Source organism: Arthrobacter sp. Hor0625 (genome assembly GCF_052567525.1).
The window spans coordinates 2,331,951-2,355,428 of the sequence record NZ_CP199586.1; the positions used below are offsets into that span (position 1 = coordinate 2,331,951).

A 23,478-nucleotide genomic window follows, 5' to 3' on the forward strand; every position below is an offset into this window, starting at 1 on the left:
AGGGCGAAGAGCCTCCCGGCGGCGCCGCGTCCCGTGATGGCGCTGACTCCGGTGTCCGCCCGCGCTTCCGCGCCGGTTTCCGGGAGCGCCGGTCCGGGGGCGCAGGACCGGCCCCCCGGGCGGACAACCGCTCCTCGGCCATGCTGGTGTCCGGGCTGCTCGCCTTCGGCCTGGGCCTGGCCGCGATGAGCCTGCCCGTTCCCTACGTCGTTGAGTCTCCCGGGCCCACGTTCAACACGCTGGGCTCGGACAACGGCAAACCCGTCATCGCTGTTTCCGGGCACCAGACCTACCCGGCCAAGGGCAGCCTGGACCTCACCACGGTCTACGTCGACGGCGGCCCCAACGGTCCGGTCACAGCCTTTGAAGCGCTCAGCGCCTGGTTCAACTCGGCCAAAGCGGTCTACCCCGAGGAACTGATCTTCCCGAGCGGCGTCACCCGGGAGCAGTCGCAGCAGGAAAGTGCCGTCGCCATGACGACATCGCAGGAGAACGCCGTCGCCGCTGCGCTGCAGGAACTGGGCATCCCGTTCGAGCAGAAGCTGCAGGTGGCTGACCTGTCCGACGATTCGGCCTCCCTTGGCAAGATCGAAAAAGGCGACGTGCTCGTCTCGATCGACGGCAAACCCATCAGCGCCCTGAGCGTCATCCAGGCGCAACTCGCCGCCGGGGAGGGGAAGCCGGTCGCCGTCGTCGTCGACCGGAACGGCAAGCGGTTGCCCGTGACGGTCACACCCGGCAAATCCGGGACCGGCCGGTACCTGCTCGGCGTGGTCCTGCAGTACAAGTTCAAATTCCCCTTCGACGTGAAGATCTCGCTGGACAAGGTCGGCGGTCCCAGCGCAGGGATGATGTTCGCCCTTGGCATCGTGGACACGGTCACCCCCGGCGACCTCACCGCGGGGAAACACATCGCCGGCACCGGGACGATCACGCCCGACGGCGCTGTGGGTGCGATCGGCGGGATCGGCCAGAAGATGGTCGGCGCCCGCGCCGGCGGGGCGACCCTGTTCCTCGCCCCGGCAGCCAACTGCGACGACGTCGTCGGCCACATCCCGGACGGGCTGCAGGTCGTGAAAGTCGAGAACCTGGCCGGGGCGCGCCGCGCCGTGGAGCTCGCCGCGGGCGGCGGCGACACATCGGGCCTTCCGGCCTGCACCAGCAACTAGACTGGCCCCGGAACTAAGCCCGGGCGCCAGTCGTGGCACTAAATGAAGGCCGCCCGCGCCAGCGAAGCCTGACAACTGAAAACCAGCAGCACTGAGACCAGCGATGAGGTACCGAGTTTGTCCCGTCCCAGCACCGTCCCACCCGGAAGGCCCCACCAACGGCGAGGCGCCCTGACGCCCACGCTGATTGTCGTCGCCCTCATCGTGGTCGGCTTCATATTCTTTGCCAATGTCTGGACGGACGTCCTCTGGTACCAGCAGCTGGGCTTCTTCGAAGTCTTCCTGACCGAGAACCTCGCGCGGATCGCCATCTTCCTGGCCGGCTTCGCGGTGATGTTCGCCGCCGTGTTCTTCGCGATCCGCATCGCCTACACCGCCCGGCCGGTCTACGCCCCGGACGCGGACGTCCGGGACAACCTCAACCGCTACCAGGCCCAGCTGGAGCCGATCCGCCGCGTGGTCATGATCGGCCTGCCGGTCCTCTTCGGCCTCTTTGCCGGCAGCGCCGCAGCGAGCCAGTGGCAGAAGGTGCTGCTGTTCCTGAACCAGGAGCCCTTCGGCCGCAACGACCCGCAGTTCAACCTGGACATCAGCTTCTACCTGATGACGCTGCCGTTCCTGGGCTTCGTCACCGGGTTCCTGATCAGCGTCGCCGTCGTCGCCGGCGTCGCGGGCATCCTCACGCACTACCTCTACGGCAGCATCCGGCTGATGGAGCGCGGGGTGTTCACCAGCCGCGCCGCGCAGATCCACATCGCCGTCACCGGCGCCTCCTTCCTGCTGCTGCTGGGCGTCAATTTCTGGCTGGACCGCTATTCCGCGGTGCTGAACAACGGCGGCCGCTGGGCCGGTGCGCTCTACACCGACGTAAACGCGGTGATCCCGACCAAGGCGATCCTCGCCGTGGCGGCGGCCATCGTGGCGGTGCTCTTCATCGTGGCGGCCGTGATCGGCAAATGGCGGCTGCCGGTGATCGGCACCGCGATGCTGGTCATCACCTCCATCCTGGCCGGCGGCGTCTACCCCTGGGTCATCCAGCAGTTCCAGGTCCGCCCCTCCGAGCAGACGCTGGAAAACGAGTTCATCAAGCGCAACATCACCATGACCCGCGCTGCGTACGGCCTGGATAAGATCCAGGAGAAACGCTACGAGGCCACCACGAATGCGACCACCGGCGCGCTCGCCCCGGACGCGCAGACCACCGCCAACATCCGGCTGCTGGATCCGAACCTCATCTCCGACGCGTTCTCCCAGCTCGAGCAGTACCGGCCGTACTACCAGTTCCCGAGCACCCTGAATGTGGACCGCTACGAGGTGAACGGCAAGATCCAGGACACGGTGATTGCGGTGCGTGAACTGAACCCCGCGGGCCTGGCCACCAACCAGCAGTCCTGGCTGAACAAGCACGTGGTCTACACGCACGGCTACGGCGTGGTCGCGGCCAAGGGCAACAAGTTCACCGCGGACGGCAAGCCCGAATTCCTGCAGTCCGGCATCCCGTCCACGGGCGTGCTGGGCACCGACACCAGCTACCAGCCGCGGATCTACTTCGGCGAAAACTCGCCGGACTACTCGATCGTCGGCGCCCCCGAGGGTGCCCCGCACCGCGAGCAGGACCGCCCCGCCGCGAAGGAGGGCGACGCCGGTACGCAGTACACCTTCACCGGCAACGGCGGCCCCAACGTGGGCAGCTTCTTCAACAAGATCCTCTACGCGATCAAGTTCCAGTCCTCGGACCTGCTGCTGTCCGACGGCGTGAACGCCGAGTCGCAGATCCTCTACGACCGCAACCCCAAGGACCGGGTGGAGAAGGTCGCCCCGTACCTGACCGTGGACGGCAACGCCTACCCGGCCGTCGTCGACGGCCGCGTCAAGTGGATCGTGGACGGCTACACCACGAGCCCGTACTTCCCGTACTCGCAGCAGGAGCAGCTCTCGGACGCCACCCGCGATTCGCAGACGTCCGCCGGCCGCACCGCGGCGCTGCCGAGCAACTCGGTGAACTACATCCGCAACTCGGTCAAGGCCACGGTGGACGCGTACGACGGTTCCGTCACGCTCTACGCCTGGGACGACCAGGACCCGGTCCTGAAGTCCTGGCAGAACGTCTTCCCGTCCTCGCTGAAGCCCTATTCGGAGATGTCCGGGGCGCTCATGAGCCACGTGCGGTACCCGGAGGACCTGTTCAAGGTCCAGCGGGAACTTCTGGGCCGCTACCACGTGACGAACCCGGACAGCTTCTTCACCAACAACGACGCCTGGAGCGTGCCGAACGATCCGACCGTCAAGGAGGAGGGCGTCAAGCAGCCGCCGTTCTACATGTCGCTGCAGATGCCCGACCAGGAAAAGCCGGCCTTCCAGCTGACCTCCTCGTTCATCCCGCAGGTGGTCAACGGCAGCGCCCGCAACGTGCTCTACGGCTTCCTGGCCGCTGACTCCGACGCCGGCAACAAGAAGGGCGTCAAGGCCGAGAGCTACGGCCAGTTGCGGCTGCTGCAGATCCCGCCGGAGACCCAGGTCCCCGGCCCCGGACAGGCGCAGAACAAGTTCAACTCCGATCCCACCGTGTCGCAGGCCCTGAACCTGCTGCGGCAGGGTGCCTCGGCGGTGCTCAACGGCAACCTGCTGACCCTTCCTGTGGGTGGCGGCCTGCTCTACGTCCAGCCGGTCTACCTGAAGTCCACCGGCGAAACGTCCTACCCGACGCTGCAGCGCGTGCTCGTGGCCTTCGGCGACAAGATCGGGTTCGCGCCGACCCTGGACGAGGCGCTGAACCAGCTGTTCGGCGGCCGGTCCGGAGCCACGGCCGGCGACGCCCCGAACAACGGCAAGACCCCTGCCAGCCCGGCCCCGGGGGCAACGCCCCCGGCCACCGGAGGCTCGACCGACGCCAAGGCGGCGCTCAAGGCGGCCCTCGATGAGGCGAACGCCGCGATCAAGGCCGGCCAGGAGGCGCTGGCCAAGGGCGACTTCGCGGCCTACGGCGAGCAGCAGAAGAAGCTGTCGGCGGCCCTCCAGCGGGCGATCGATGCGGAGGCCAAGATCGGCGCCGCACCCGCCAGCCCGGCACCGTCCGCCAGCCCGTCGCCGTCGGCCTCGCCGTCGCCGACGCCGAGCGGCTAGGCTGCCGCGGGCAGTCTCCCGCCGAAGGCCGGGTTCCACGCTCTCCGGGGCGCGGGGCCCGGCCTTCGCCGTGCACGGTCCGGGGGACCCTGCGACGCACATCACGCCGTCCCGATTTGGCCCTGCGTTCACCGCCCGGTAAAGTAATTCTTGCGACGCGGGGTGGAGCAGTTCGGTAGCTCGCTGGGCTCATAACCCAGAGGTCACAGGTTCAAATCCTGTCCCCGCAACTGAGAGAAAGTCCGGAACACTGAACGGTGTTCCGGACTTTCTGCTTTCCGCGCTCCCGCGCCGACGGCGCATCCCGCCCCGGCCGTCGACGACTCAGGCCTGCGAGGTGACGCACAGCGCCGGCGCGTCCCCGGCGTCGGGCATCCCGACCCGTTCGCGGGGCTGGCCGGAGAAGATGAGAAACTCCACGGCTTCGGTGCCGGCGCGCCCGAAGGCATGAGGAAGCCGGGGATCGAAGCCCTCGCTCTCGCCGGGGCGCAGGACCAACGTCCTTTCGCCCAGCACCAGGCTGAGGCGGCCGCTCAGGACATAGACCGATTCCTCGCCCGCGTGTGCCAGCGGTTCGGGCCGAAGCCCGCCGGATCCGGCCGGGAGGGAACACTTGAAGGCGCGGACCGGGCCGGTCCGGCCGGTAAGGGGCAGGACAGTCAGTCCCTCCCGTCCGGCGGGTTCCGCCGCGGGTTCAGGCCGGGCCGGTCCAGCCTTCGGTCCGACGGCCTGCGGGGCCGGTCCAGCCTTCGGTCCGGCGGCCGGCCGGGCCGGGCCGGTTGGCCACAGTTGCGGGGGACGCCTCGCTGCGACATCTTCCACCCAGCCGATGGTGACGAACACCAGAGCCAGGAGGAGCCAGACCGCGGCGAACTGGATCCACTCGCTGTCCAGCGCCCATGACGCGGCCGCGGTGAGTGCGTCAATCTCGTCGAGCCTGTCGGTGATCACCACGGTGACCACCAGCAACAGGTTGTGCCAGAGATAGATGGTCATGGCCCGGCTGTTCATCAGCGTGACGGCACCGTCCAGGAAGCGCAGGGGGCGGGGCAGTGCCTGCCACGCCGGTGAGATCCGCAGCAGCATTGCACAGAAGCCCGCTGACCACAGCGCCTGTGCGAGCGGAATGTCGTTAAGGTCCCAGGCCGAGTCTTCCAGGTGGGTCATGGCCCAGAGGAAGCCCAAGGCCATGAGAACCGGCCCCACGGTGTAGACCAGCCGCAGCGGCAGTTCGCGCAGGAGCCCCTGGTAGTGGGCGAATCCAAGGACCCAGCAGAAGCCGTAGGTGGCGAAGTCCGTGATTCCGGTCGATGCCCAGCCCGGCAGTGTGACGGCTGTCGTGCCGAGGACAGCCATGAGAGCCAGCGGGGCCAGCAGGGTGGCCCACGGAAACCGGCGGAAGGATGTGAGCAGCAGCGGCGAGAGCAGCATGAACCAGAAGTACGCCCGGATGTACCACAGGATCTCTTCGGCCTGGGCCGCCCAGGACGCTTCCACGAGGCCTTCATCGGTGCCGATGTCCTGCGGAAAGGGCGGGTCCGCCACGGGGACGAACCAGAAGACCGTTTGAAGCCAGGACCCTCCCGCCTCCTGGTCAGGCGTCCACCCCTCCCACAGGAGGAGGACCAGGACGGTGGCGCTGTACACCGCCAGGGGGATCAGCAGCCGGCGGGTGCGGCTTCTCAGCACGCCGAGGGCGGGGCGTTCAAGGGAGCGGGCCATGAGCGAACCTGCGAGGGCAAACATGACACCCATCGACGGGAAGACCAAGCTCAGCCAGACCGCGCCGGCGAAGGTATGGTAGGCCGCCACCCGGACCAGGGCGATCGCGCGAAGCAGGTCCAGATAGCGGTCCCGGGCCGCGGCGTGAGGCGCGGGCCTGGTCGACATCACTGTGCTCATGCTGGTTCCTCTTAGCGTTCCCGAGGATTGCCGCGGCTGCGGCTGCGCCTGGAATGCCGGCGCCACGGGCGTAGGACACGGCCCGCCGGCCGTTGGCCGTCGAACTGACGCAGACCAGCTGTCGGGCCGGTTCTTCGGAGCTTACCGGTCCCGTCCGGCGCGGTCCACGCCTCACCGGTCCCGCTGCCGCCGGAGCGGGCACCCTTGGGGAGGAGGCGGGGCGTTCCAGGGGGCATGCGACGGCCCTGGTCGTGGGGCCGCCGAAAGTAGGGTAGTGTTGAACAAGCGACGCGGGGTGGAGCAGTTCGGTAGCTCGCTGGGCTCATAACCCAGAGGTCACAGGTTCAAATCCTGTCCCCGCAACCAATGCAGTACACGGCAAAGGCCCGGATCTACGGATCCGGGCCTTTGTTGGTTCCTACCCGTCCTTGAGCCGCTGGTAGGTCTCCAGCGCCCGCGCCCTGGACTCCGGCAGCCCCACCAGCGGCTCCGGGTAGCCTTCCGGGGCGGCCTTCCAGGGTTCGTGCACTGCCTTGTCCTCCAGCCCGGCAAGCTCGGGAATGAAGCGGCGCAGGTACCGGCCGGCCGGATCGAACTTCTTGCTTTGGGTGACGGGGTTGAAGATCCGGAAGTAGGGGGAGGCATCCGCCCCGGACCCGGCGACCCACTGCCAATTCGCCGGGTTGCTGGCGGCATCCGCATCCACCAGCGTGTCCCAGAACCACGCCTCACCGCTGCGCCAGTCCGCCAGCAGGTTCTTGACCAGGAACGACGCCGCCGCCATCCGCACCCGGTTGTGCATCCACCCGGTCTGCCAGAGCTGGCGCATGCCGGCGTCCACGAGAGGATACCCGGTGCGGCCCTGGTGCCAGGCCTGCAATTCGTCGTCCGACGGCGTCCGCCAGCCGAAGCGGTCAAACTCGGGCCGATAGTTGCGGGTCGCCAGCTCCGGATTTTCGTAGAGCAGTTGCCAGCAGAATTCCCGCCAGCCGAGCTCGGAACGGAAGATCCCGACGTCGGCCGGCGCACGGTGCGGGAACCGCTCCCGGAGCGCCTGCCAGACCCGGAACGGGCTGATCTCGCCGAACCGCAGGTGCGGGGAAAGCCTGCTGGTGCCCTCCTCGCCGGGGATGTTCCTGCCGGTGCCGTAGTCGGACACCGGCCCGTCCAGGAAGTCCTCCAGCCGGGCGTGTGCGCCCGCTTCGCCCGGGGTCCACTCTTCGGCGAGCCCGGCGCTCCAGTCCGGGCGCCGGGGGAGCAGGCCCCAGCCGGCCAGCACCTCGCTTGCCGGCAGTTTCCCGCCGCCGGCTTTCGCCGGGCCCGGGAGCCGGTCCGGGGCCTCAAGGGGCTGCCGGGGCTCGGCCGCGTCGAGGCAGGCGCGCCAGAACGGGGTGAAGACCTTATAGGGTCCGCCGGAGCCGGTGCGGACCGTCCACGGCTCGAACATGAGGCTGGCCTGGAAACTTTCGGCGCTGATCCCGTGGCCGCCGGCCCATTCCTTGAGGCCGGCGTCTATGGTCCGCTCCGGGCCGCCGTAGCGGCGGTTCCAGAGCAAACGGTCGGCGCCGGTCTCCTCGGCGAGCTCCCGGATCACCTGTCCCGCCGGCCCGCGACGCAGGAGCAGCCGCGACCCTGCCGCCGTGAGGTCTGCCGCCAGCGCCTCGAGCGAGTGGTGCAGCCACCACCGGGCCGCGCCGCCCAGAGGCCGGACGCCGGGGGATTCCTCGTCCAGGACGTACACGACGGTCAGCGGACTGCCGGCAGCCGCTGCCTCCGCCAGGGCAGGGTTGTCGTCCAGGCGGAGATCGTCGCGGAGCCAGACAAGGGTCGAAGACATGGCTCCACGCTACTGGATCGCCGCGGTCCCGGCGCCGCGGGCGGCGGACACAGCAGGGGCCGGGCCTGCGGAAAAGTCCGCGGGGCCCGGCCCCTGCCCGCCGGGTGCCGGCTGTGCCGGCAACGTCCGGCCTAGAGCTTGTCGAAGTCCGCCTCATCAACGGTGCTGCGGGCGGCCGAGCCGTTGCCGGCGCCGAGGGCCTGGGTCGTGCCGCCGGACTTCAGGGCCGCCAGCCGGGCCTCAATCTCGGTCTGCTCGCCCAGGTCCTCCAGGGAATTGAACTGCGCATCGAGGCTGGACGCGGCCAGCTCCTGCTGGCCCCGGACCTTGGCCTCTTCGCGGCGGATCTTCTCTTCGAAACGGCCCACCTCGGAGGTCGGGTCCATGATGTCGATGCTCTTGAGCGCATCGTGGACCTGCGACTGCGCCGCGGCCGTCTTGGAGCGCGCAACCAGCTCGTTGCGCTTGCTGGTGAGCTCGTTGAGCTTGCCCTTCATCTGGTCCAGGCCGTGCTTGAGTTTGTCCACGACCTCGGTCTGGGAAGCGATGCTCGGCTCGGCGGACTTCGCCTCGTTCTCCGAGGTGATCTGCCGCTGCAGGGCCACCTTGGCGAGGTTGTCGAACTTCTCGGCATCCACGATGTCGCCCTTGGCGCGGTACTCATCGGCCTTGCGCGAGGCGGCGAGGGCCTTGTTGCCCCAGTCCTGGGCGTTCTTGACATCCTCGTTGTAGTCGTCCTGGAGCATCCGCAGATTGCCGATGGTCTGGGCAACCGCCGACTCGGCTTCGGCAATGTTGTTCGTGTAGTCGCGGACCATCTGGTCCAGCATCTTCTGCGGGTCCTCCGCCTGGTCCAGGAGGGAGTTGATGTTCGCCTTCGCCAGCTGCGCCATGCGGCCGAAAATGGACTGCTTAACCATGGTGTTACCTTTCGTCCTATCCAGTGGAGCCCACTGGATCCGGTGAACAGTGAAATGTACCGCTTCTACCCGCCGGGCGGAACGCTTCCGCCGGCGCCTAGCCTCTGGCCGGCCGGCTAAAAGTCGCCGCCGCCGCCAAAATCTCCGCCCCAGCCGCCGCCGGAGTCCCCGCCGCCCCAGCCTCCGCCGCCGCCCCAGCCGCCTCCGCCGCCCCAGCCGCCTCCGCCGTTGCCGCCGCCGTGCAGGATCGAGTTAATCAGGATGCCGCCGAGGATGGCGCCGCCGAGGCCGCCTCCGCCCCCGCCGCCGAACATGCCGCCGCGGCCGTAGCCCTGGTTGGCGTAACCGCCGAAGTGGTCCACGTCCGCCTGCGCCTGCTGCGCGGCCTGCGCGGCGAGGGCATGGGCCTGCTGCGCGTACTGCAGGGCCGTGACCGGGTCGGTGCGGGAGATGGACAGGGCGTAGTCCAGGTTGCGCTGGGCCTCGGCGAGCCGGGTCCGGGCCTCCGTGCCGACGCCGCCCCGGCGGGCCGTGATGTAGTCGGACGTGGCACTGATCTGCGCCTGCGCCGACATGATGCTTTGCTGCAGCGAGGCCTGCGCGCGGCGGGCCTGTTCCTGCTGGTCGCGGATGCCGGTGAGGGCCTGGTCCAGGGACTGGTGGGCGTTCTCCACCCGTTCCAGGGTGGCGACCGGGTCGATCTTGCCGCCCTGGATCTCGGCCTTGACCTGGGCCAGGGCCGCCTCGACGCCGGCTACCGGGCCGGCCAGCTCCGGGTGTGCCCCGGACTGGATCATGGCCCGGGCCTGGGCGAGGTCCTGGGCGGTGTCGACGACGGCGGACTCGAGCCCGTTGCGGGCCTCGTCCAGGTTGCCGGCAACCTTGGTGATGGCCCCGAGCAGCACGTTCGTCTGGTGCAGGCTTTCCTCGGCGGCCCGGACGGCGACGGCGGCGAGGCTGCCCTCGCCGGCGTCGAGCTTCTCCCGCGCCGTGGCGGAGGCGTTCTGGACGAAGGCCAGCCGCTCCTTGGCCTGGGTGATGTTGTCCGCCACCTGGACCAGGGCACTCTCCGCGTACCGGGCGCGGAGGTCCGTCAGGGACACCTCCGCGGCGGCGATCTTCGCCTCCGCCTCGGCGGCGCCGGTGCCGACGGCAGCCAGCGCCTGCGGGGCGTTCTTCTCAAGTTCCCGCAGCGAATCGAAGTCCGCCTTCTGCTCCTGCAGGGAGGACAGCGCGGCCTCGGAACGGCGGATGATTTCGCCAAGCCACGAGCGCTGCTGCTCCTCGGTGTCCGGGATGTGGTCGTCGAGCTGCTGCTGCAGTTTGAAGGACTCGGACATGTGCGCCTTGGCATCCTGGAGTGCCTTGGTGAAGTTCCCGACGGCGGCGTCGCCGTACTGCGCCTGCGCGAAGCCAAGCTCCTGCTCGCTGGACTTAATCGCGTCATCCGCTTCGATCAGCAGCGAACCGCTCCGGCGGCGGAGCTCCTCGATGCTGAGGCCGGCCAGCGGGTCCAGGGCGGCTTCCGTACCCTGTCCGGCGCCGCCTGCCGCGGCCGCCTTCCTGCGCCGGTTGCGCAGGTACAGGTAGGTGCCGACGCCGCCGGCTGCCACCACACCGACCCCGACTAGGACGCCGTTCCCGGCTCCGGAGGGCACCGAACCGCTGCCGCCGCCGGCCGCGTCACCGATGGCCGCGGCCGTGTCGATCGCGGCCTGGGCGTAGTCGCCGTTACGCAGCTGGGGGTCGACAGCGTTCTTGATGATGTTCTCGCGCTGGGCGTTGGTGATCTTGCTGTTGACCGGCTTGCTCAGCTGGTACTTGCGGGCCTCGGTGGCCACGGCGAGCAGCAGCGAATTGGGGCCGAGGTTGGCTTTCTCCGCCACGGTCTCTGCCCACTGGCCGCTGTCGGTGGGATTCTGGAACGTCTTGACGTAGACCACGTAGAGATTCATCTGGTGGTCGGTTCCGAGCTTTTTGATGGCGGCTTCGACGTCCGGCTTCTTGCCGCCCAGCACTCCGGCCGAGTCGACAACCTTGCTCGCAGGGTCCAGCGTCACAGGGTCCTCGGCCAGCGCGGGGGCCGCGGGAAGCACCAGCAGCCCGGCGACGCCCAGGACGGCGAGGATTCGTTTCATCATTGACCGCATGTGCAACCCTTCAGCACGTCTGTGACCGGATCGGGCCGAGCCGGTCGTCACAGAACGCAACAGCGCCCCCACGCAGGTGTAAAGCCGCAGGTCGCTGTGGCAATTCCATTTGATTCTATGGTGCACCCCGGAGGCCGTCCACCGGCGGGAATATGCCACCAGCGAAACGCGCTGAAGCCTGCGCGGGAGCGGCTCCGGAAGCCGCCGGGGGAGGGCCCGCCGTTCAGGAACCTCCCAGCGAACGTCCGCTCTTGTTCCAGCCGGGACGACCATAATTGTCTGCAGACAAGGATGAAAGGAAGTCCCATGACTGAGAACCCAACGCAGGGCCCGTCGCCGGATCCCGCTGCGAAGAACCGGGAACCGGCCGACGCGGCCGGGGCCCCGCACGCCGCTGCGGCTGAGGGCTCAGCTCCGGAAAATCCCACGATGCGGCTGGACCGGCCGGCCGGCGACGCGCCGCGGCCCGTCTACCCGCAGCACCAGCCCGGCTACGGCCAGCACTCCGCACCCGCCACCGAGCAGTTCGGTGCCCCGGCCCAGCAGCCCGGCGCCGCTTACGCGCAGAACCAGAGCCCGTACGGAAGCTACGCGGGCCAGCACCAGCCCCCGCACCAGCCCCCGGCGGGCGGGTACGGCCAGGGCAGCGCGTTCAACCACCCCAGCAACGCCCCCAAGCGCAAGGCGGCGTTCGGGGTCCCGACGCTCGTCGCCAGCATCCTGGCCGCCGGCCTGGTGGGCGGCGGCGTCGTCGCCGGCAGCAATGCGCTGCTGGGCACCCGTCCCGTGGCGTCGGCCGGCGGCAGCAGCCAGGCCGGCACGGTGATCGTCAACAACAAGGACGATGTCAACGCCATTACGGCGGCGGCCCTGAAAGCCTCTCCGAGCGTCGTCACCATCAAGGCCACCAGCGGCAGCGACGGCGGCACCGGCTCGGGCATCATCCTCGATGGGGACGGCCACATTCTGACCAACACGCACGTGGTCACCCTGGACGGCAAGACGGCCAACGCCGCCGTCGAGGTCCGCACCAGCGAGGGCAAGGTGCTGACCGCGAAAATCGTCGGCACGGACCCCCTCTCGGACCTGGCCGTGATCAAGGTGGACAACCCCGAGGGCCTGGTCCCGGCCACGCTGGGCGATTCGAGCAAACTCAACGTCGGTGACACGGCGGTGGCCATCGGCTCCCCGCTGGGCCTGACCGGAACCGTAACCGACGGCATCGTCTCCACCCTGAACCGCACGATCAGCGTGGCCTCCTCCGCGGCGCCCAAGGACGGCGCCGACAACTCCCAGGGCGGTGACCAGGGCTTCCAGTTCGCCCCTCCGGGCGGCGGGCAGGCCCCGAACGCGGCGGACCAGGGCAGCATCTCGATCAACGTCATCCAGACCGACGCGGCGATCAACCCCGGCAACTCCGGCGGCGCGCTGGTGAACAGCAAGGGCGAAATCATCGGCGTCAACGTCGCGATCGCCTCGGCGGGCGGCAGCGGGGCCGGCGGCAGCAACGGCAACATTGGTGTCGGGTTCAGCATCCCGATCAACCACGCCAAGCGCGTCGCGCAGGAGATCATCAGCAACGGGAAGGCCACCCACGGCCAGCTCGGCGTGAGCGTGAAGTCCAAGGCGGCAGGTTCGGCGTCCTCCGGCTTCTCGGTCGGCGCCGACGTCGCCACGGTCGAATCCGGCTCCGCCGCCGACAAGGCCGGGATCAAGGTCGGGGACGTGATCACCAAGTTCCAGGACCGGACCATCAGCGACCCGAACCAGCTGACGGCTGCGGTCCGCGAACAGGCCGCCGGGGCCACCGTGAAGGTCACGGTCCTGCGGGGCGGCCAGGAGAAGGAACTCGAGGTCACCCTCGGCGCCGCCGCCGAGCAGTAACCACCCATCCCGGCCCCCGGGCCGCCAACGCCGGCCGGTGCCCCACGGGGCGCCGGCCGGCGTTGCGCCCGGTGCGCTCCACGCCCCGCCCGGCCGCCCGCCGCCACAGGGGTTAACCGGGGCGGCCCCGGCCCCGCGCTATATGGTTAGCTAGGAGCATCCCGGCACTCCCGGGGCGATCCCAGGCCACGGCCCCGCCCGGCCGGCTGCCCACCGCACGGAAGGCTGCTGTAGACACAGTGGAAGAGACTTTGAAGATCATTGTGCTGGTCAAGCACGTACCGGACGCACAGTTCGACCGGCACCTCGGCGGCGCCGCCAACACCACCGACCGGTCCGAAAGCATCCTGTCCGAACTGGACGAATACGCCCTGGAAGCGGCCCTCCAACTGATCGAGACCCGCGGCGGGGAAGCCGCCGGAAACAAGGTCATCGCCCTGAGCATGGGCCCGGCCGGAGCCGTCAACGCGGTGAAGAAGTCCCTGCAGATCGGCGCCACCGAGGGCGTGCACCTGAGCGACGACGCGCTCGCGGGCTCCGACGCCGCAGCCACCTCCCTCGCGCTGGCCGCGGCGATCCGCCACCTCGGCGCCGACACCCCGGCGGACCTGGTCCTGACCGGCATGGCGTCCACCGACGGGGAGACCTCGCTGGTCCCGGCCCAGCTCGCGGAACGCCTGGGCCTGCCCCAGGTGACGTTCGCCTCCTCCCTCACCCTCGACGGCGGCAAGCTCACCGCCCGCCGCGACGGCGGCACGCATGCCGACACCGTCGAGGCGGACCTGCCGGCCGTTGTCTCGGTCACGGACCAGATCAATGAGCCGCGCTACCCGAACTTCAAGGGGATCATGGCGGCAAAGAAGAAGACCATCACCACTCTCACGCTGGCCGACATCGGCGTCGATCCGGCCCACGTGGGACTGGCCGGGTCCTGGACCGCCGTCGACGCCGCCGAGCCCCGGCCGCCGCGGACCGCAGGGACCATCATCACCGATGAGGGCGACGCCGGCATCAGGCTGGTCGAGTTCCTGGCCGCGCAGAAGCTGCTCTAAGGGGAGACCGAGACATGGCAAAAGTACTGGTATTCATCGATACCCCGGGCGAGGCCCTGAAAAAGTCCAGCCTCGAGCTGCTCACCATCGCCCGGTCGCTGGGCGAGCCGGCGGTGGCGTTCAACGGCGAACTGCAGGACGGCGTCGTCGCTGCCCTGGGCGAATACGGCGCGCAGGCCCTGTACCGGCCGTCCGCCGCGGACCTGGACGACTACCTCGTCGGACCGAAGGCTTCCTACCTGGCGGCCGCCGTGCAGGACTCCGGAGCGTCCATCGTGCTGGTCGAGAACTCCGCCGAGGGCAAGGAAGTCGCGGCCCGGATGGGCATCAAGCTCGGCGCCGGAGTCATCACGGACGTCGTCGCCGTCGACCCGGACGGCACCGCCCACAAGTCCGTACTTGCCGGCGCTTACATGACCACGGCCCGGGCCACCACCCCGGTGGCCGTCCTGACCGTCAAACCCAACAGCGTCACCCCCGAGCCTGCGGTGACCGGCACGGCCCCGCAGCCGGCCACCGTCAAGGTCCCCGAGACGGCCACGGCCGCGTCGGCGCGGGTCACGGCGCGCAGTGAAAAGCCCGCCAGCGGCCGCCCCGAGCTGTCCGAAGCGCGGATCGTGGTCGCCGGCGGCCGCGGCGTGGACGGCAACTTCGGCCCGCTCGAGGACCTCGCGGATGCCCTGGGTGCCGCCATCGGCGCGTCCCGGGCAGCCACGGACGCAGGCTGGATCGGCCACGACGCGCAGATCGGCCAGACCGGCAAGACCGTCTCCCCGCAGCTCTACATCTCCGCCGGCATCTCCGGGGCGATCCAGCAGAAGGCCGGCATGCAGACCGCCCAGGTGATTGTGGCGGTCAACAAGGACGCCGAATCGCCGGTGTTCGAGATCGCGGACTTCGGCATCGTCGGCGACCTGTTCGAGGTGCTGCCGCAGGCCACCGAAGAAATCCTCAAGCGCAAAGGCTGACTATTGAGCACGATCGCCCCCGCGGCACAAAGCCCGTTCGATCCGGACCGCAACCGGGTCGGGCGGGTGCTTTGTTTCGCCGCCCACCCCGACGACATCGACTTCGGGGCAGCCGGAACCATCGCGGCCTGGACCGCCGCCGGCGTAGAGGTCAGCTACTGCATCATGACCGACGGCGATGCCGGCGGCTTCGACCCGGAGCAGCGGGAGGAGATCGTCCGGCTGCGCACCGAGGAACAGGAGCGCGCCGCGGCACTCGTCGGCGTCACCGATATCCACTACCTCCACCAGCGCGACGGCTACCTCGAACCGTCCCACGAGGTCATCCGCGAGGTCGTCCGCCTGATCCGCCGGCTCCGCCCCGACGTCGTGCTCGCCATGCACCCGGAGCGGAACTGGACCCGGATCCAGAAGAGCCACCCGGACCACCTGGCCGTGGGGGAGGCCGTCACCCGGGCGGTCTACCCGGCGCTGGAAAACCCCTTCGCCTATCCCGAACTCGCCGCCGCCGGACTCGAGGCCTACAAGCTGCCCTGGCTGTGGCTGTACGCCGGACCCGCGGAACGGGAAAACCACTTCGCGGACGTCACCGCCCACGTGGAGCAGAAGCTGGCCGCCATCCACATCCATGTCAGCCAGCATCCCGACGCCGGGGCGATGGAACGCACCGTCCGTGGACAGCTCGCCGCGAACGGGGAGCGGGCCGGATTGCCCGACGGGAGCAGCGCCGAGGCCTTCCACGTCGTCGCCGTCAACGGCCCGGGAACCATCGCCGGCTTCTAGTGTTGCCCGAGCGTGACCGCTGCCATATGCTTGCCATTGTTTAAATCATATTTATTGATGGAAGGCAGACTTTAATGGCGAAGACTGCGCAGCGCCCCGTGCTCGTGATCATGGGTGTCTCGGGATCGGGCAAGTCCACGGTGGCCGGCCTGCTGGCCGGCCGGCTCGGCTGGGACCTCGCCGAAGGCGACGACCTGCACCCGGCCTCCAACGTGGCCAAAATGCATGCCGGGCAGCCCCTGACGGACGAAGACCGCTGGCCCTGGCTGGAGCGCATCGCCGCCTGGATCCAGGCGCACACCGACGCCGGCACCCCCGGCGTCGTAACCTGCTCCGCGCTGAAGAAACGCTACCGGGACATCCTGCGGGGCGAGGGCGTGGTGTTTGTCTTCCTTGAGGGCAGCAAGGACCGGATCTCGGACCGGCTCGCCTCCCGGCACGGCCACTTCATGCCCCCGGCCCTGCTCGAGTCGCAGTTCGAAGCGCTGGAGGCCCCCGGGGCGGACGAAAACGCCATCACCCTCTCGGTCGGGGCAACCCCGGCCGACGAGGCCCAGGAAATCATCGACCGGCTCAACCTCGACGGTGCCGGCGCGGCAGCGCGCTGAGCGTACCGTCCGCCTTCCCCCTTTCTTAGCTAGGAACCCTTGTGAAATCTCTTGCAGCACTGCAGCTTCCGGCTGCTGTCGAGGCCTGGACCGGCCACGACACCCAGCTCCTGGTGGTCGCCGCCCTCGGCATCGCCCTGATTGTCGTTTTGATCGCCAAGTTCAAGCTCCACCCCTTCCTCGCCCTCGTGCTCGGTTCGGCCTTCGTCGGCCTGGCCTCCGGCGTCGAACTGGCCAAGGTCGTCAGCAACTTCGAAGACGGCGTCGGCGGCGTCCTGAAGGAGGTCGGCCTGCTGATCGCGCTTGGCGCCATGCTCGGCAAGCTCCTGGCGGACTCCGGCGGAGCCAACCGGGTGGTTGACACCCTGCTCGCCAAGGCGACTGGCAACAAGGTGGTCTGGTCCATCACGCTGGTCGCGGTCATCATCGGCCTGCCCATGTTCTTCGAGATCGGCCTCGTGCTGCTGCTCCCGGTCATCGTCCTGGTCACCCAGCGGTCCCGGATGCCGCTGATGCGCGTCGCCATCCCCGCCCTGGCCGGGCTCTCCGTGCTGCACGGCCTCGTGCCCCCGCACCCGGGCCCGCTGATCGCGATCAGTGCGGTCAAGGCCGAACTCGGGACCACGCTGGCGCTCGGGCTGCTGGTCGCCGTCCCGACCGTCATCATCTGCGGCCCGCTGTTCTCCCGGCTCGCCGCCCGGTGGGTCCCCGTGGGTGCTCCCGCCGTCGCCGGCGGCATCGACACCCGGCAGGCCGACGCCGGTGCCACCGCCGACGGCTCCGGCAGCGGGCCGGACAGCGTCAAGCGCCAGCCGAGCTTCCTCGTGACGCTGCTGACGATCATCTTCCCGGTCGTGCTGATGCTGCTCAAAGCCGTGGTCGACATCATGTGGCCCGACGCCGCCACGGCACCCTGGATCAGGGTCTTCTTCGACTTCGTCGGCCAGCCGCTGGTGGCCATGACCCTCGCCGTCCTGCTCGCCATCGTCACCTTCGGCTACGCGGTCGGGTTCACCGGCAACGGGATCACCACCCGGATCGGCGCCAGCCTCGGACCGATCGCGGCGATCCTGCTGATCGTCGGTGCCGGCGGCGGCTTCAAGCAAACCCTGATCGGCGCCGGAGTGGGGGACGCCGTCAAGAAGTGGGCCGAGGGCGCGAACATGTCGGTGCTGGTCCTGGGCTTCATCGTGGCCGTCGCGCTGCGCCTGGCCACCGGTTCCGCCACCGTGGCCACGGTGACCGCTGCCGGCATCGTGGCGCCGCTGGCCGGCTCGCTGTCCCCGACCCACGCGGCGCTGCTGGCCCTGGCGATCGGCGCCGGCTCGCTCTTCCTCTCGCACGTCAACGATGCGGGCTTCTGGCTGGTGAAGGAGCTCTTCGGCCTCAGCGTCGGCCAGACGTTCAAGACCTGGTCCGTCATGGAAACCCTGATCTCCGTGGTGGGCTTCGGGTTCGTGATGCTGCTGTCCCTGGTCATCTGAGCGGCGGGCAGGCCGCCCACGAAAAAGCCGCGCCGGCCCCGGATCTCCGGGGCCGGCGCGGCTTTTTCGTGCGGGTGGCCTACGTGCGGCTACGCGCGTACGGCGGCTAGGCGCCCAGCGGGGCGGCCGCCACCGTCGGCATGGTGGGGGTCGTCGACCCGCCGGCGGGTTCGACCGTAATGCCCAGCGCCGCCGCGGAGCCGATGCCGGTGACCATCGCGGGTTTGGACAGTGCGGCGGCATCCATCAGCCCCTTGGACACCGGGGCGGACCCGTCCTTGGGGATCAGCCACATCTGGTAGACCTTGCCGGCCGGCGGGGCGGGTACCCCATTCATTTCCACAACCGCGGCGTCCTTGGAAGACGACAGGGTCAGCGACGCCGTACCGCCGCCGACGACCTCGACGGTCGCCTTGCGCACGTCGGACGCCTGCCGGACCTGGGCGAGCGGGTCGTTCTGGTTGGCCACGTAGGCGCCCACCCCGACGCCGCCGAGCGCGATGGCGGCCGCCGCGGCGACTCCCACCAGCCAGTTGCGCATGCCCTGGGGGCGGCGGCGTTCCTCACGGCGCTGCCGGGCGGCGCCGAGCTCATCGGTGACCGGGGCGGCGGAGCCCTCCCGGACCGGGCGTGCCACCACGGGGACTGCCCCGGGGGAGGCGGCTTCCGGGCCGGCGGCCGTCCCGGCCTGGGCCGGCAGTGCGGCGACGATACGGTCGAAGAGCCCGGCCGGGGGTTCCTCCTCCGCGCTGAAACTCACGGCCAGGGTTTCCCTGGCCTGCCGGACGCGCTCGTCGAATGCGGCGCGCTCGGCCGGGGCGGCGTCCGCCAGATGGCGTTCGACGGCGGTGCGTTCGGCGTCGTCGAGTGCGTTCAGGGCGTAGATTTCGGCGAGGTCCGCGGCCCGCCCGGCGCTGAGGTCACCGGCGATGTCGGCGGTGAAGCCTGCGGGCGTCGGGCCGGGCTGTGCGTTCTGCTCGTTCATCTCAACTCACCCCCAGGCAGGTCTTCAGGCGGATCAGTCCGTCGCGGATGCGGGACTTGATGGTGGGCACGGCCGCGTTGAGTTTCTCGGCGACCTCCCGGTAGGTCAGGCCGCCGTAGTAGGCGAGCCGGACCGATTCCTGCTGCGTGTCCGTGAGCGTGTCCAGGCAACGGACCACCGCCTCGGCTTCGAGCCGGCTGCCGACCTCGTCGGAGACCGAATCGTGGTCGATCTCCTGGCTGGTCGCGCCGTACCTGGCTTCGCGGTCGGAGGCGGACTGCGAGGACCGGACCTTGTCCACCGCCCGGCGGTGAGAGATGGTCATCAGCCACGCGAGCGGGCTGCCGGCGTCGGCGTTGAACTTTGACGCGTTCTGCCAGACCTGGAGGAAGACTTCCTGGGTGGTGTCCTCGCTGAGCTCGGCGTCGATCAGCACGCGGCGGGCCATGCCATAAACACGGCGCGAGGTGAGCTGGTAGAACTCGGCGAAGGCGGCCTGGTCCCCGGCGGCAACCCGGCCCAGGAGCGCTCCGAGCCGGCGGTTTAGCTCGGCTGCGGCGTTGGGGGGAGCTGCGGCCTCGGGATTCGGGGCGTTCGGAGTTTCCATCACCTTCAAGCATAAGGTGCCGTCCGCGGCCCGGGGGCCAAGGCGGGCTTCGGCCGCGTGGTGTCCGGCCGCGGCCGCCGGCCGGCGGTCCGCCTGCAAAGTACTCACCTGCTGTTCCTCGCTCCTCGCTCCGCATCGATGATTTCTCACCGGTAATTCGGCGCGGAGCGTCCGGCGGATGGGCCGGACTTCGGAACCGGAGTTACAGCTTGGCGCCGGCGAAACCCTGTTGGCGCCAGGCCTCGTAGACGGCGATGGAGGCGGCATTGGCCAGGTTCAGCGAGCGCAGCGCCGGCAGCATCGGCAGCCGGACCCGGGCGGTGACATGCGGGTCGTGCTTGGTTTCCTCCGACAGCCCCACCGATTCGCGGCCGAACATCAGCACGTCGCCGGGCCGGTAGTCGATCTCGGTGTAGGACCGTTCGCCGTCGGAGGTGAAAGCGAAGACCCGCTCCGGGCGCAGCGCTTCCCACGCGGCGTCGAGGTCCGGGTGCACGGTCACGACGGCGAGGTCGTGGTAGTCCAGCCCGGCGCGGCGCAGCTTCGCATCGGAGAAATCGAAACCCAGCGGTTCCACCAGGTGCAGCTCCGCCCCGGTGATTGCGGCCAGGCGGATGGCGTTGCCGGTATTGCCGGGAATTTCAGGGCTGTGGAAGAGGATGCGGAACACCCTTCCATCCTAGCCAGCGGTGCCGGGGGCTAGTGCATTCCGCGCAGCAGCCGGGCGAGCACCGGGACGTTCACCGTGTTCGGGGCCGGCCCGGAGCTGAGGAATTCCTTGAGCCCGCGGACCAGCCCGGCGGCGTTGACTACCTGCACGGTCTCGTGCCCGGCGGCGCGGTCCCGGGAGCGGGGGTGCCGGTCAATCACGGGTTCGTGCAGGTTGCCGTCGGTGCTGTGGACGACCGTCCAGCCCGTGACGTTCAGTTCCGGGAAGATGTCCTGCATCCGCCGGACCACATGGGCCAGCTGGGGCGGGGCGATGGACCGGCCGCCATGGTTCAGCGTGCTGCCGTTCCAGGCATAGGCTCCCGGGGGCAGCAGCATGGACCCGATGACTGCCAGCCGGTAGCCGGACAGCAGCACGTGGTCGATGTGGCTGTTATCGGCGGGGGACTGCAGCCCGTTGACCAGCCGGGCGGCCGGGATGGCCGGGAGCACCTGGCGGGTGATTAGCTGCACCGTCCGCAGTTCGCGCTGGATGCGCGCCTCGGCACCGAAAATCCCGCGCCGCCGCGGCATGCCGTGGACCTGCTGCGCCGCCACCGGCGCCGGGATCAACGGAACCCCGCCGGCTGCCGCCAGTTCCTCGAAGGACGGCACGTAGACCGGGGCGTCGGCGGCGGTGTTGCGCGGCGTATTCGGCCGGCGGATGTGGGCGGACGACCGGCTGCCCGCGGCGGGTGCATCAAAGTGGGCAGTCTCCTCGGCCGGGGCGGTGCGGCTGGAGAAAGCGGTGCCGCTGCCGTAGGAACGGTCGTACGCGGCGCGGCGCCTGGCATCGATGAGGGTCTCATAGGCGAGCGTGACGCGGCGGAAGGTGGCGGCGTCGCCCCCGTGGTCCGGGTGGGCGCGGCGGGCAGCCTTGCGGTAGGCCACCTTGATGTCCCTATCCGTCGCCGTGACGGGGATCCTCAGGACCTGGTAGTGCGAGCTGTTGCCCTGCGTCAAGGACGATTCCTTTGCCTCGGTGGAGCCGGTCCGGCCTGAACCTCCGGCCTGGACAGTTTAACCGGCTGGCTGGACAACGAGCGTGTGGCCGCCGATGGTTCCCGCCGGCTGGCATAATTCAGCCCATGAAGATCGCCCTGGCCGTCAACCCGCGCGCCTCCTTCGGCCGCGGCCCGCAGGCCGGCCGGGACGCCGCGGACTGCTTCCGTGCCGCCGGGGCTGAGGTCGTGCTGCTGTGCGAGGACAGCTACGAGGCCCTGGCCCGGGCCGTGGACAAGTCACTCGCCGACGGGGTTGACGCGCTCGTGGTGGCCGGCGGCGACGGCATGGTCCACCTGGGCGTGAACGCGCTCGCCGGCTCGGGCGCGCCGTACGGCGCCACGCCCCTGGGCATCATCCCGAGCGGAACCGGCAATGACGTGGCCCGCACGCTCGGCCTGCCGCGGCACGACACCGACGCCGCCGCGGCACGCGTCCTGGCCGGCCTGGGATCGGGCGGGCGGCTGATCGACGCCGGCCGGATCAGTTCCGGCGGCCGCACCCACTGGTTTGCCGGGGTCGTGTCCGCGGGCTTTGACGCCGCGGTCAACGAGCGCGCCAATGCCTGGCGCAGGCCGCGGGGACAGGCCCGGTACAACCTGGCCATGCTGCGGGAACTGGCCACCTTCCGCGCCATCGAGTACACCGTCACGGCCGACGGCGAGCGCTGGGAGCAGGGAGCGATGCTGATCTCGGTGGCCAACGGCCAGTCGATCGGCGGCGGCATGAAGGTGGCCCCGGACGCCGCGCTCGACGACGGCTTCCTCGACCTGTTCATCGTCACGCCGCTCTCGCGCGCCCGTTTCCTCGCCGTGTTCCCCAAGGTGTTTTCCGGACGGCACGTGGACCATCCGGCCGTGCAGCTCCGCCGCGTCCGGCGGGTTGAGCTGGAGGCGCGCGGCGTGGTCGCGTACGCGGACGGGGAGCGGATCGGACCGCTGCCCCTGGTGATCGACGTCGTCCCGGCCGCGGTCCGGGTCCTGGCGTAGGAAAGGCGGAACATGATGGGGAGGGACCGGAAAGCTGCAGGCACGGGACCCCGGGGTACCGGCGGGCCGGCCGGGGCGTGGGTGCTGGCGGCGCTCCTTCCGGTGCTGGCGGGGTGCAGCATCGGAGTCCCCGACCCCGGGGCAGCCATGCCGGCCAGCAGCCCGGCCGGCATCGCCACCCCCAGCATCACGCCGGGCCACGACGCCGAGGCGGTCGCGGCGCGGGACCTGCCGTTCAGCGCAGGCGGGTCCCTCGCGGCCGGCGTGCCGGTGCGGCTCTCCGACGGGCTGGGCGACGCGCCGGGCTGGAAGCGGGGCAAGCAGGACGTGGCCGGGGCGAGCGAGTACCGCAACGGCGCCGGCTGCCTGGTCGCCGCCAAGGTCCGCGAAAACCAGTGGCCGCTCGCCGTGGCCGGGGACGACAAGGCCTCCACCGAAGCGCTGTTCCATTACCTGGACGCCAGCATCCTGCCGTCCTACCTCAAACCCGCCAAGCTGCGCTGGGGCGGAGAACCGGGCAAACCCGGCCCGCGGGTCCAGGTCCTGGTGCTCGACGGCGGCAAGAGGGCCGGCGCCCGGGCCACGGCCAGCTACGCGAGGGTCTTTGCGAAGGCGGGCTCATCGGTCTACATCTCGGTCTCGTGCCCCAACGCCGCGGCGCTCGCCGCCGCCCGGGCCGATGTCGCGGACCGGCTGGCGGTCCTGCCGCCGTCGGCCTGATCCGCCGACCGTGCGACGGCGGCGCGGCCAGCCTGCTTCGCCGGGCGCCACCGGCGGCGCGGGCCGGCCGCGACGGCCGGCTACGGACGGTGCCGCGGGGAGAGCCTGTTGAGGGCCAGTGCACCGACCATCAGGCCGAAGTCCCGCAGGGCCACGTCGTAGAAGCTGCCCAGAACCAGCAGGTTGACGATGATGCCGAGCAGCCACGCGGCAACCAGCAGCGACCCGAAGCGCGGCCGCACCGCCACCGCGATGCCCGCAACAATCTCAACGACGCCCACGATGTACATGAAGTTCTGCGCCGGCAGCGGAACGACGGCAGTGGCCGCCGGCGCCAGGTACATCGTCCAGTCGGTGAGCAGATTGGTGAACTTGTCCAGCCCGAACAGGATGGGCGCCACCGTGAAGACGGTCCGCAGCAGCAGGAAGGCCTGCGCCTGCGCCGCGGCCGCAACCGCCGGGGCCGCTGCCGCCGGCAAGGGTGAGGTTTTCATCGTGCACTCCTAACTTCTAAAAATGGATACCCCGATTTTAGAACCGCAGCAGGACTAAAGCAACGGATCTTGGTTTTAGAGCTAGGCTTGTTT

19 protein-coding genes and 2 tRNA genes are annotated in these 23,478 nt (G+C 69.9%); 12 read left to right on the forward strand and 9 right to left on the reverse strand.

All coding sequences use genetic code 11. The features are described 5' to 3' along the window. Window positions 1-140 precede the first annotated feature (140 nt). From ACTWLI_RS10795 to ACTWLI_RS10805, 3 genes are all read left to right on the forward strand, one after another. Window positions 141-1,169: a YlbL family protein gene (locus tag ACTWLI_RS10795; RefSeq protein ID WP_445156163.1), complete on the forward strand. Its 1,029-nt coding sequence runs from the start codon at window positions 141-143 to the stop codon at window positions 1,167-1,169. A 117-nt stretch (window positions 1,170-1,286) separates the two neighbouring features. Then, entirely contained in the window at window positions 1,287-4,292 is a 3,006-nt protein-coding gene (locus ACTWLI_RS10800) for a UPF0182 family membrane protein (protein WP_445153860.1), read from the forward strand. Window positions 4,293-4,448: 156 nt separating this feature from the next. Then, window positions 4,449-4,522: transfer RNA gene (locus ACTWLI_RS10805), tRNA-Met, on the forward strand. Window positions 4,523-4,616: 94 nt separating this feature from the next. Here ACTWLI_RS10805 and ACTWLI_RS10810 read toward each other — a convergent pair. Beyond that, window positions 4,617-6,194, reverse strand: a complete 1,578-nt coding sequence (locus ACTWLI_RS10810; protein WP_445153861.1) for an acyltransferase family protein — start codon at window positions 6,192-6,194, stop codon at window positions 4,617-4,619. Window positions 6,195-6,483: 289 nt separating this feature from the next. Between ACTWLI_RS10810 and ACTWLI_RS10815 the strand changes: the two genes are divergently transcribed. Then, window positions 6,484-6,560: transfer RNA gene (locus ACTWLI_RS10815), tRNA-Met, on the forward strand. 52 nt (window positions 6,561-6,612) lie between these two features. Here the strand turns inward: ACTWLI_RS10815 and ACTWLI_RS10820 are convergent. The 3 genes from ACTWLI_RS10820 to ACTWLI_RS10830 all read right to left on the reverse strand — a co-directional run bounded on the left by ACTWLI_RS10820 (window position 6,613) and on the right by ACTWLI_RS10830 (window position 11,101). Further along, complete coding sequence (locus ACTWLI_RS10820; protein WP_445153862.1) at window positions 6,613-8,031, reverse strand: cryptochrome/photolyase family protein; 1,419 nt, start codon at window positions 8,029-8,031, stop codon at window positions 6,613-6,615. A gap of 131 nt (window positions 8,032-8,162) precedes the next feature. Then, a complete protein-coding gene (locus ACTWLI_RS10825) occupies window positions 8,163-8,951 on the reverse strand; it encodes a PspA/IM30 family protein (protein ID WP_445153863.1) in 789 nt (262 codons plus the stop codon). Window positions 8,952-9,067: 116 nt separating this feature from the next. Continuing rightward, complete coding sequence (locus ACTWLI_RS10830; protein ID WP_445153864.1) at window positions 9,068-11,101, reverse strand: TPM domain-containing protein; 2,034 nt, start codon at window positions 11,099-11,101, stop codon at window positions 9,068-9,070. 306 nt (window positions 11,102-11,407) lie between these two features. On the opposite strand from ACTWLI_RS10830, the gene ACTWLI_RS10835 reads away from it, so the two are divergent. From ACTWLI_RS10835 to ACTWLI_RS10860, 6 genes are all read left to right on the forward strand, one after another. Further along, window positions 11,408-12,985: a trypsin-like peptidase domain-containing protein gene (locus ACTWLI_RS10835; RefSeq protein ID WP_445153865.1), complete on the forward strand. Its 1,578-nt coding sequence runs from the start codon at window positions 11,408-11,410 to the stop codon at window positions 12,983-12,985. A gap of 239 nt (window positions 12,986-13,224) precedes the next feature. Next, on the forward strand, window positions 13,225-14,037 hold the full coding sequence (locus ACTWLI_RS10840) for an electron transfer flavoprotein subunit beta/FixA family protein (protein ID WP_445153866.1): 813 nt from the start codon (window positions 13,225-13,227) through the stop codon (window positions 14,035-14,037). A 14-nt stretch (window positions 14,038-14,051) separates the two neighbouring features. Further along, entirely contained in the window at window positions 14,052-15,005 is a 954-nt protein-coding gene (locus ACTWLI_RS10845) for an electron transfer flavoprotein subunit alpha/FixB family protein (protein WP_445153867.1), read from the forward strand. A gap of 3 nt (window positions 15,006-15,008) precedes the next feature. Next, a complete protein-coding gene (locus ACTWLI_RS10850; RefSeq protein WP_445153868.1) occupies window positions 15,009-15,788 on the forward strand; it encodes a PIG-L deacetylase family protein in 780 nt (259 codons plus the stop codon). Between the two features lie 74 nt (window positions 15,789-15,862). Then, the gene (locus tag ACTWLI_RS10855) at window positions 15,863-16,396 is read left to right on the forward strand and encodes a gluconokinase (protein ID WP_445153869.1); all 534 of its coding nucleotides are present in this window, start codon (window positions 15,863-15,865) and stop codon (window positions 16,394-16,396) included. A gap of 41 nt (window positions 16,397-16,437) precedes the next feature. After that, complete coding sequence (locus ACTWLI_RS10860; RefSeq protein ID WP_445153870.1) at window positions 16,438-17,880, forward strand: GntT/GntP/DsdX family permease; 1,443 nt, start codon at window positions 16,438-16,440, stop codon at window positions 17,878-17,880. Window positions 17,881-17,986: 106 nt separating this feature from the next. On the opposite strand, the gene ACTWLI_RS10865 is transcribed toward ACTWLI_RS10860, so the two are convergent. The 4 genes from ACTWLI_RS10865 to ACTWLI_RS10880 all read right to left on the reverse strand — a co-directional run bounded on the left by ACTWLI_RS10865 (window position 17,987) and on the right by ACTWLI_RS10880 (window position 21,143). Then, window positions 17,987-18,865: an anti-sigma factor gene (locus ACTWLI_RS10865; RefSeq protein WP_445153871.1), complete on the reverse strand. Its 879-nt coding sequence runs from the start codon at window positions 18,863-18,865 to the stop codon at window positions 17,987-17,989. 1 nt (window position 18,866) lies between these two features. Then, the gene (gene sigK / locus ACTWLI_RS10870) at window positions 18,867-19,472 is read right to left on the reverse strand and encodes an ECF RNA polymerase sigma factor SigK (RefSeq protein ID WP_445156164.1); all 606 of its coding nucleotides are present in this window, start codon (window positions 19,470-19,472) and stop codon (window positions 18,867-18,869) included. Between the two features lie 202 nt (window positions 19,473-19,674). Then, window positions 19,675-20,142 carry a tRNA (cytidine(34)-2'-O)-methyltransferase gene (locus ACTWLI_RS10875; protein WP_445153872.1) on the reverse strand — a complete coding sequence of 156 codons (468 nt, stop codon included), beginning with the start codon at window positions 20,140-20,142 and terminating at the stop codon, window positions 19,675-19,677. 29 nt (window positions 20,143-20,171) lie between these two features. Further along, window positions 20,172-21,143: a J domain-containing protein gene (locus tag ACTWLI_RS10880; protein WP_445153873.1), complete on the reverse strand. Its 972-nt coding sequence runs from the start codon at window positions 21,141-21,143 to the stop codon at window positions 20,172-20,174. A gap of 125 nt (window positions 21,144-21,268) precedes the next feature. Between ACTWLI_RS10880 and ACTWLI_RS10885 the strand changes: the two genes are divergently transcribed. Then, a complete protein-coding gene (locus tag ACTWLI_RS10885; RefSeq protein ID WP_445153874.1) occupies window positions 21,269-22,171 on the forward strand; it encodes a diacylglycerol/lipid kinase family protein in 903 nt (300 codons plus the stop codon). Between the two features lie 147 nt (window positions 22,172-22,318). After that, window positions 22,319-22,891 (forward strand): hypothetical protein, encoded by a 573-nt coding sequence (locus tag ACTWLI_RS10890; protein WP_445153875.1) that lies wholly within the window; start codon window positions 22,319-22,321, stop codon window positions 22,889-22,891. A gap of 80 nt (window positions 22,892-22,971) precedes the next feature. Here the strand turns inward: ACTWLI_RS10890 and ACTWLI_RS10895 are convergent, their stop codons facing one another. Beyond that, entirely contained in the window at window positions 22,972-23,385 is a 414-nt protein-coding gene (locus tag ACTWLI_RS10895; protein ID WP_445153876.1) for a hypothetical protein, read from the reverse strand. Window positions 23,386-23,478: the final 93 nt, after the last annotated feature.

What these genes read in the sequence shown, in the direction of transcription:
- ACTWLI_RS10845 (WP_445153867.1), top strand. Translation starts at nt 14,052, where the DNA reads ATGGCAAAAGTACTGGTATTCATCGATACCCCGGGCGAGGCCCTGAAA.
- ACTWLI_RS10830 (WP_445153864.1), bottom strand. Translation starts at nt 11,101, where the DNA reads ATGCGGTCAATGATGAAACGAATCCTCGCCGTCCTGGGCGTCGCCGGG.
- ACTWLI_RS10885 (WP_445153874.1), top strand. Translation starts at nt 21,269, where the DNA reads ATGAAGATCGCCCTGGCCGTCAACCCGCGCGCCTCCTTCGGCCGCGGC.
- ACTWLI_RS10895 (WP_445153876.1), bottom strand. Translation starts at nt 23,385, where the DNA reads ATGAAAACCTCACCCTTGCCGGCGGCAGCGGCCCCGGCGGTTGCGGCC.
- ACTWLI_RS10835 (WP_445153865.1), top strand. Translation starts at nt 11,408, where the DNA reads ATGACTGAGAACCCAACGCAGGGCCCGTCGCCGGATCCCGCTGCGAAG.
- sigK (WP_445156164.1), bottom strand. Translation starts at nt 19,472, where the DNA reads ATGGAAACTCCGAACGCCCCGAATCCCGAGGCCGCAGCTCCCCCCAAC.
- ACTWLI_RS10855 (WP_445153869.1), top strand. Translation starts at nt 15,863, where the DNA reads ATGGCGAAGACTGCGCAGCGCCCCGTGCTCGTGATCATGGGTGTCTCG.
- ACTWLI_RS10810 (WP_445153861.1), bottom strand. Translation starts at nt 6,194, where the DNA reads ATGAGCACAGTGATGTCGACCAGGCCCGCGCCTCACGCCGCGGCCCGG.
- ACTWLI_RS10865 (WP_445153871.1), bottom strand. Translation starts at nt 18,865, where the DNA reads ATGAACGAGCAGAACGCACAGCCCGGCCCGACGCCCGCAGGCTTCACC.
- ACTWLI_RS10795 (WP_445156163.1), top strand. Translation starts at nt 141, where the DNA reads ATGCTGGTGTCCGGGCTGCTCGCCTTCGGCCTGGGCCTGGCCGCGATG.
- ACTWLI_RS10825 (WP_445153863.1), bottom strand. Translation starts at nt 8,951, where the DNA reads ATGGTTAAGCAGTCCATTTTCGGCCGCATGGCGCAGCTGGCGAAGGCG.
- ACTWLI_RS10820 (WP_445153862.1), bottom strand. Translation starts at nt 8,031, where the DNA reads ATGTCTTCGACCCTTGTCTGGCTCCGCGACGATCTCCGCCTGGACGAC.
- ACTWLI_RS10890 (WP_445153875.1), top strand. Translation starts at nt 22,319, where the DNA reads ATGCCGGCCAGCAGCCCGGCCGGCATCGCCACCCCCAGCATCACGCCG.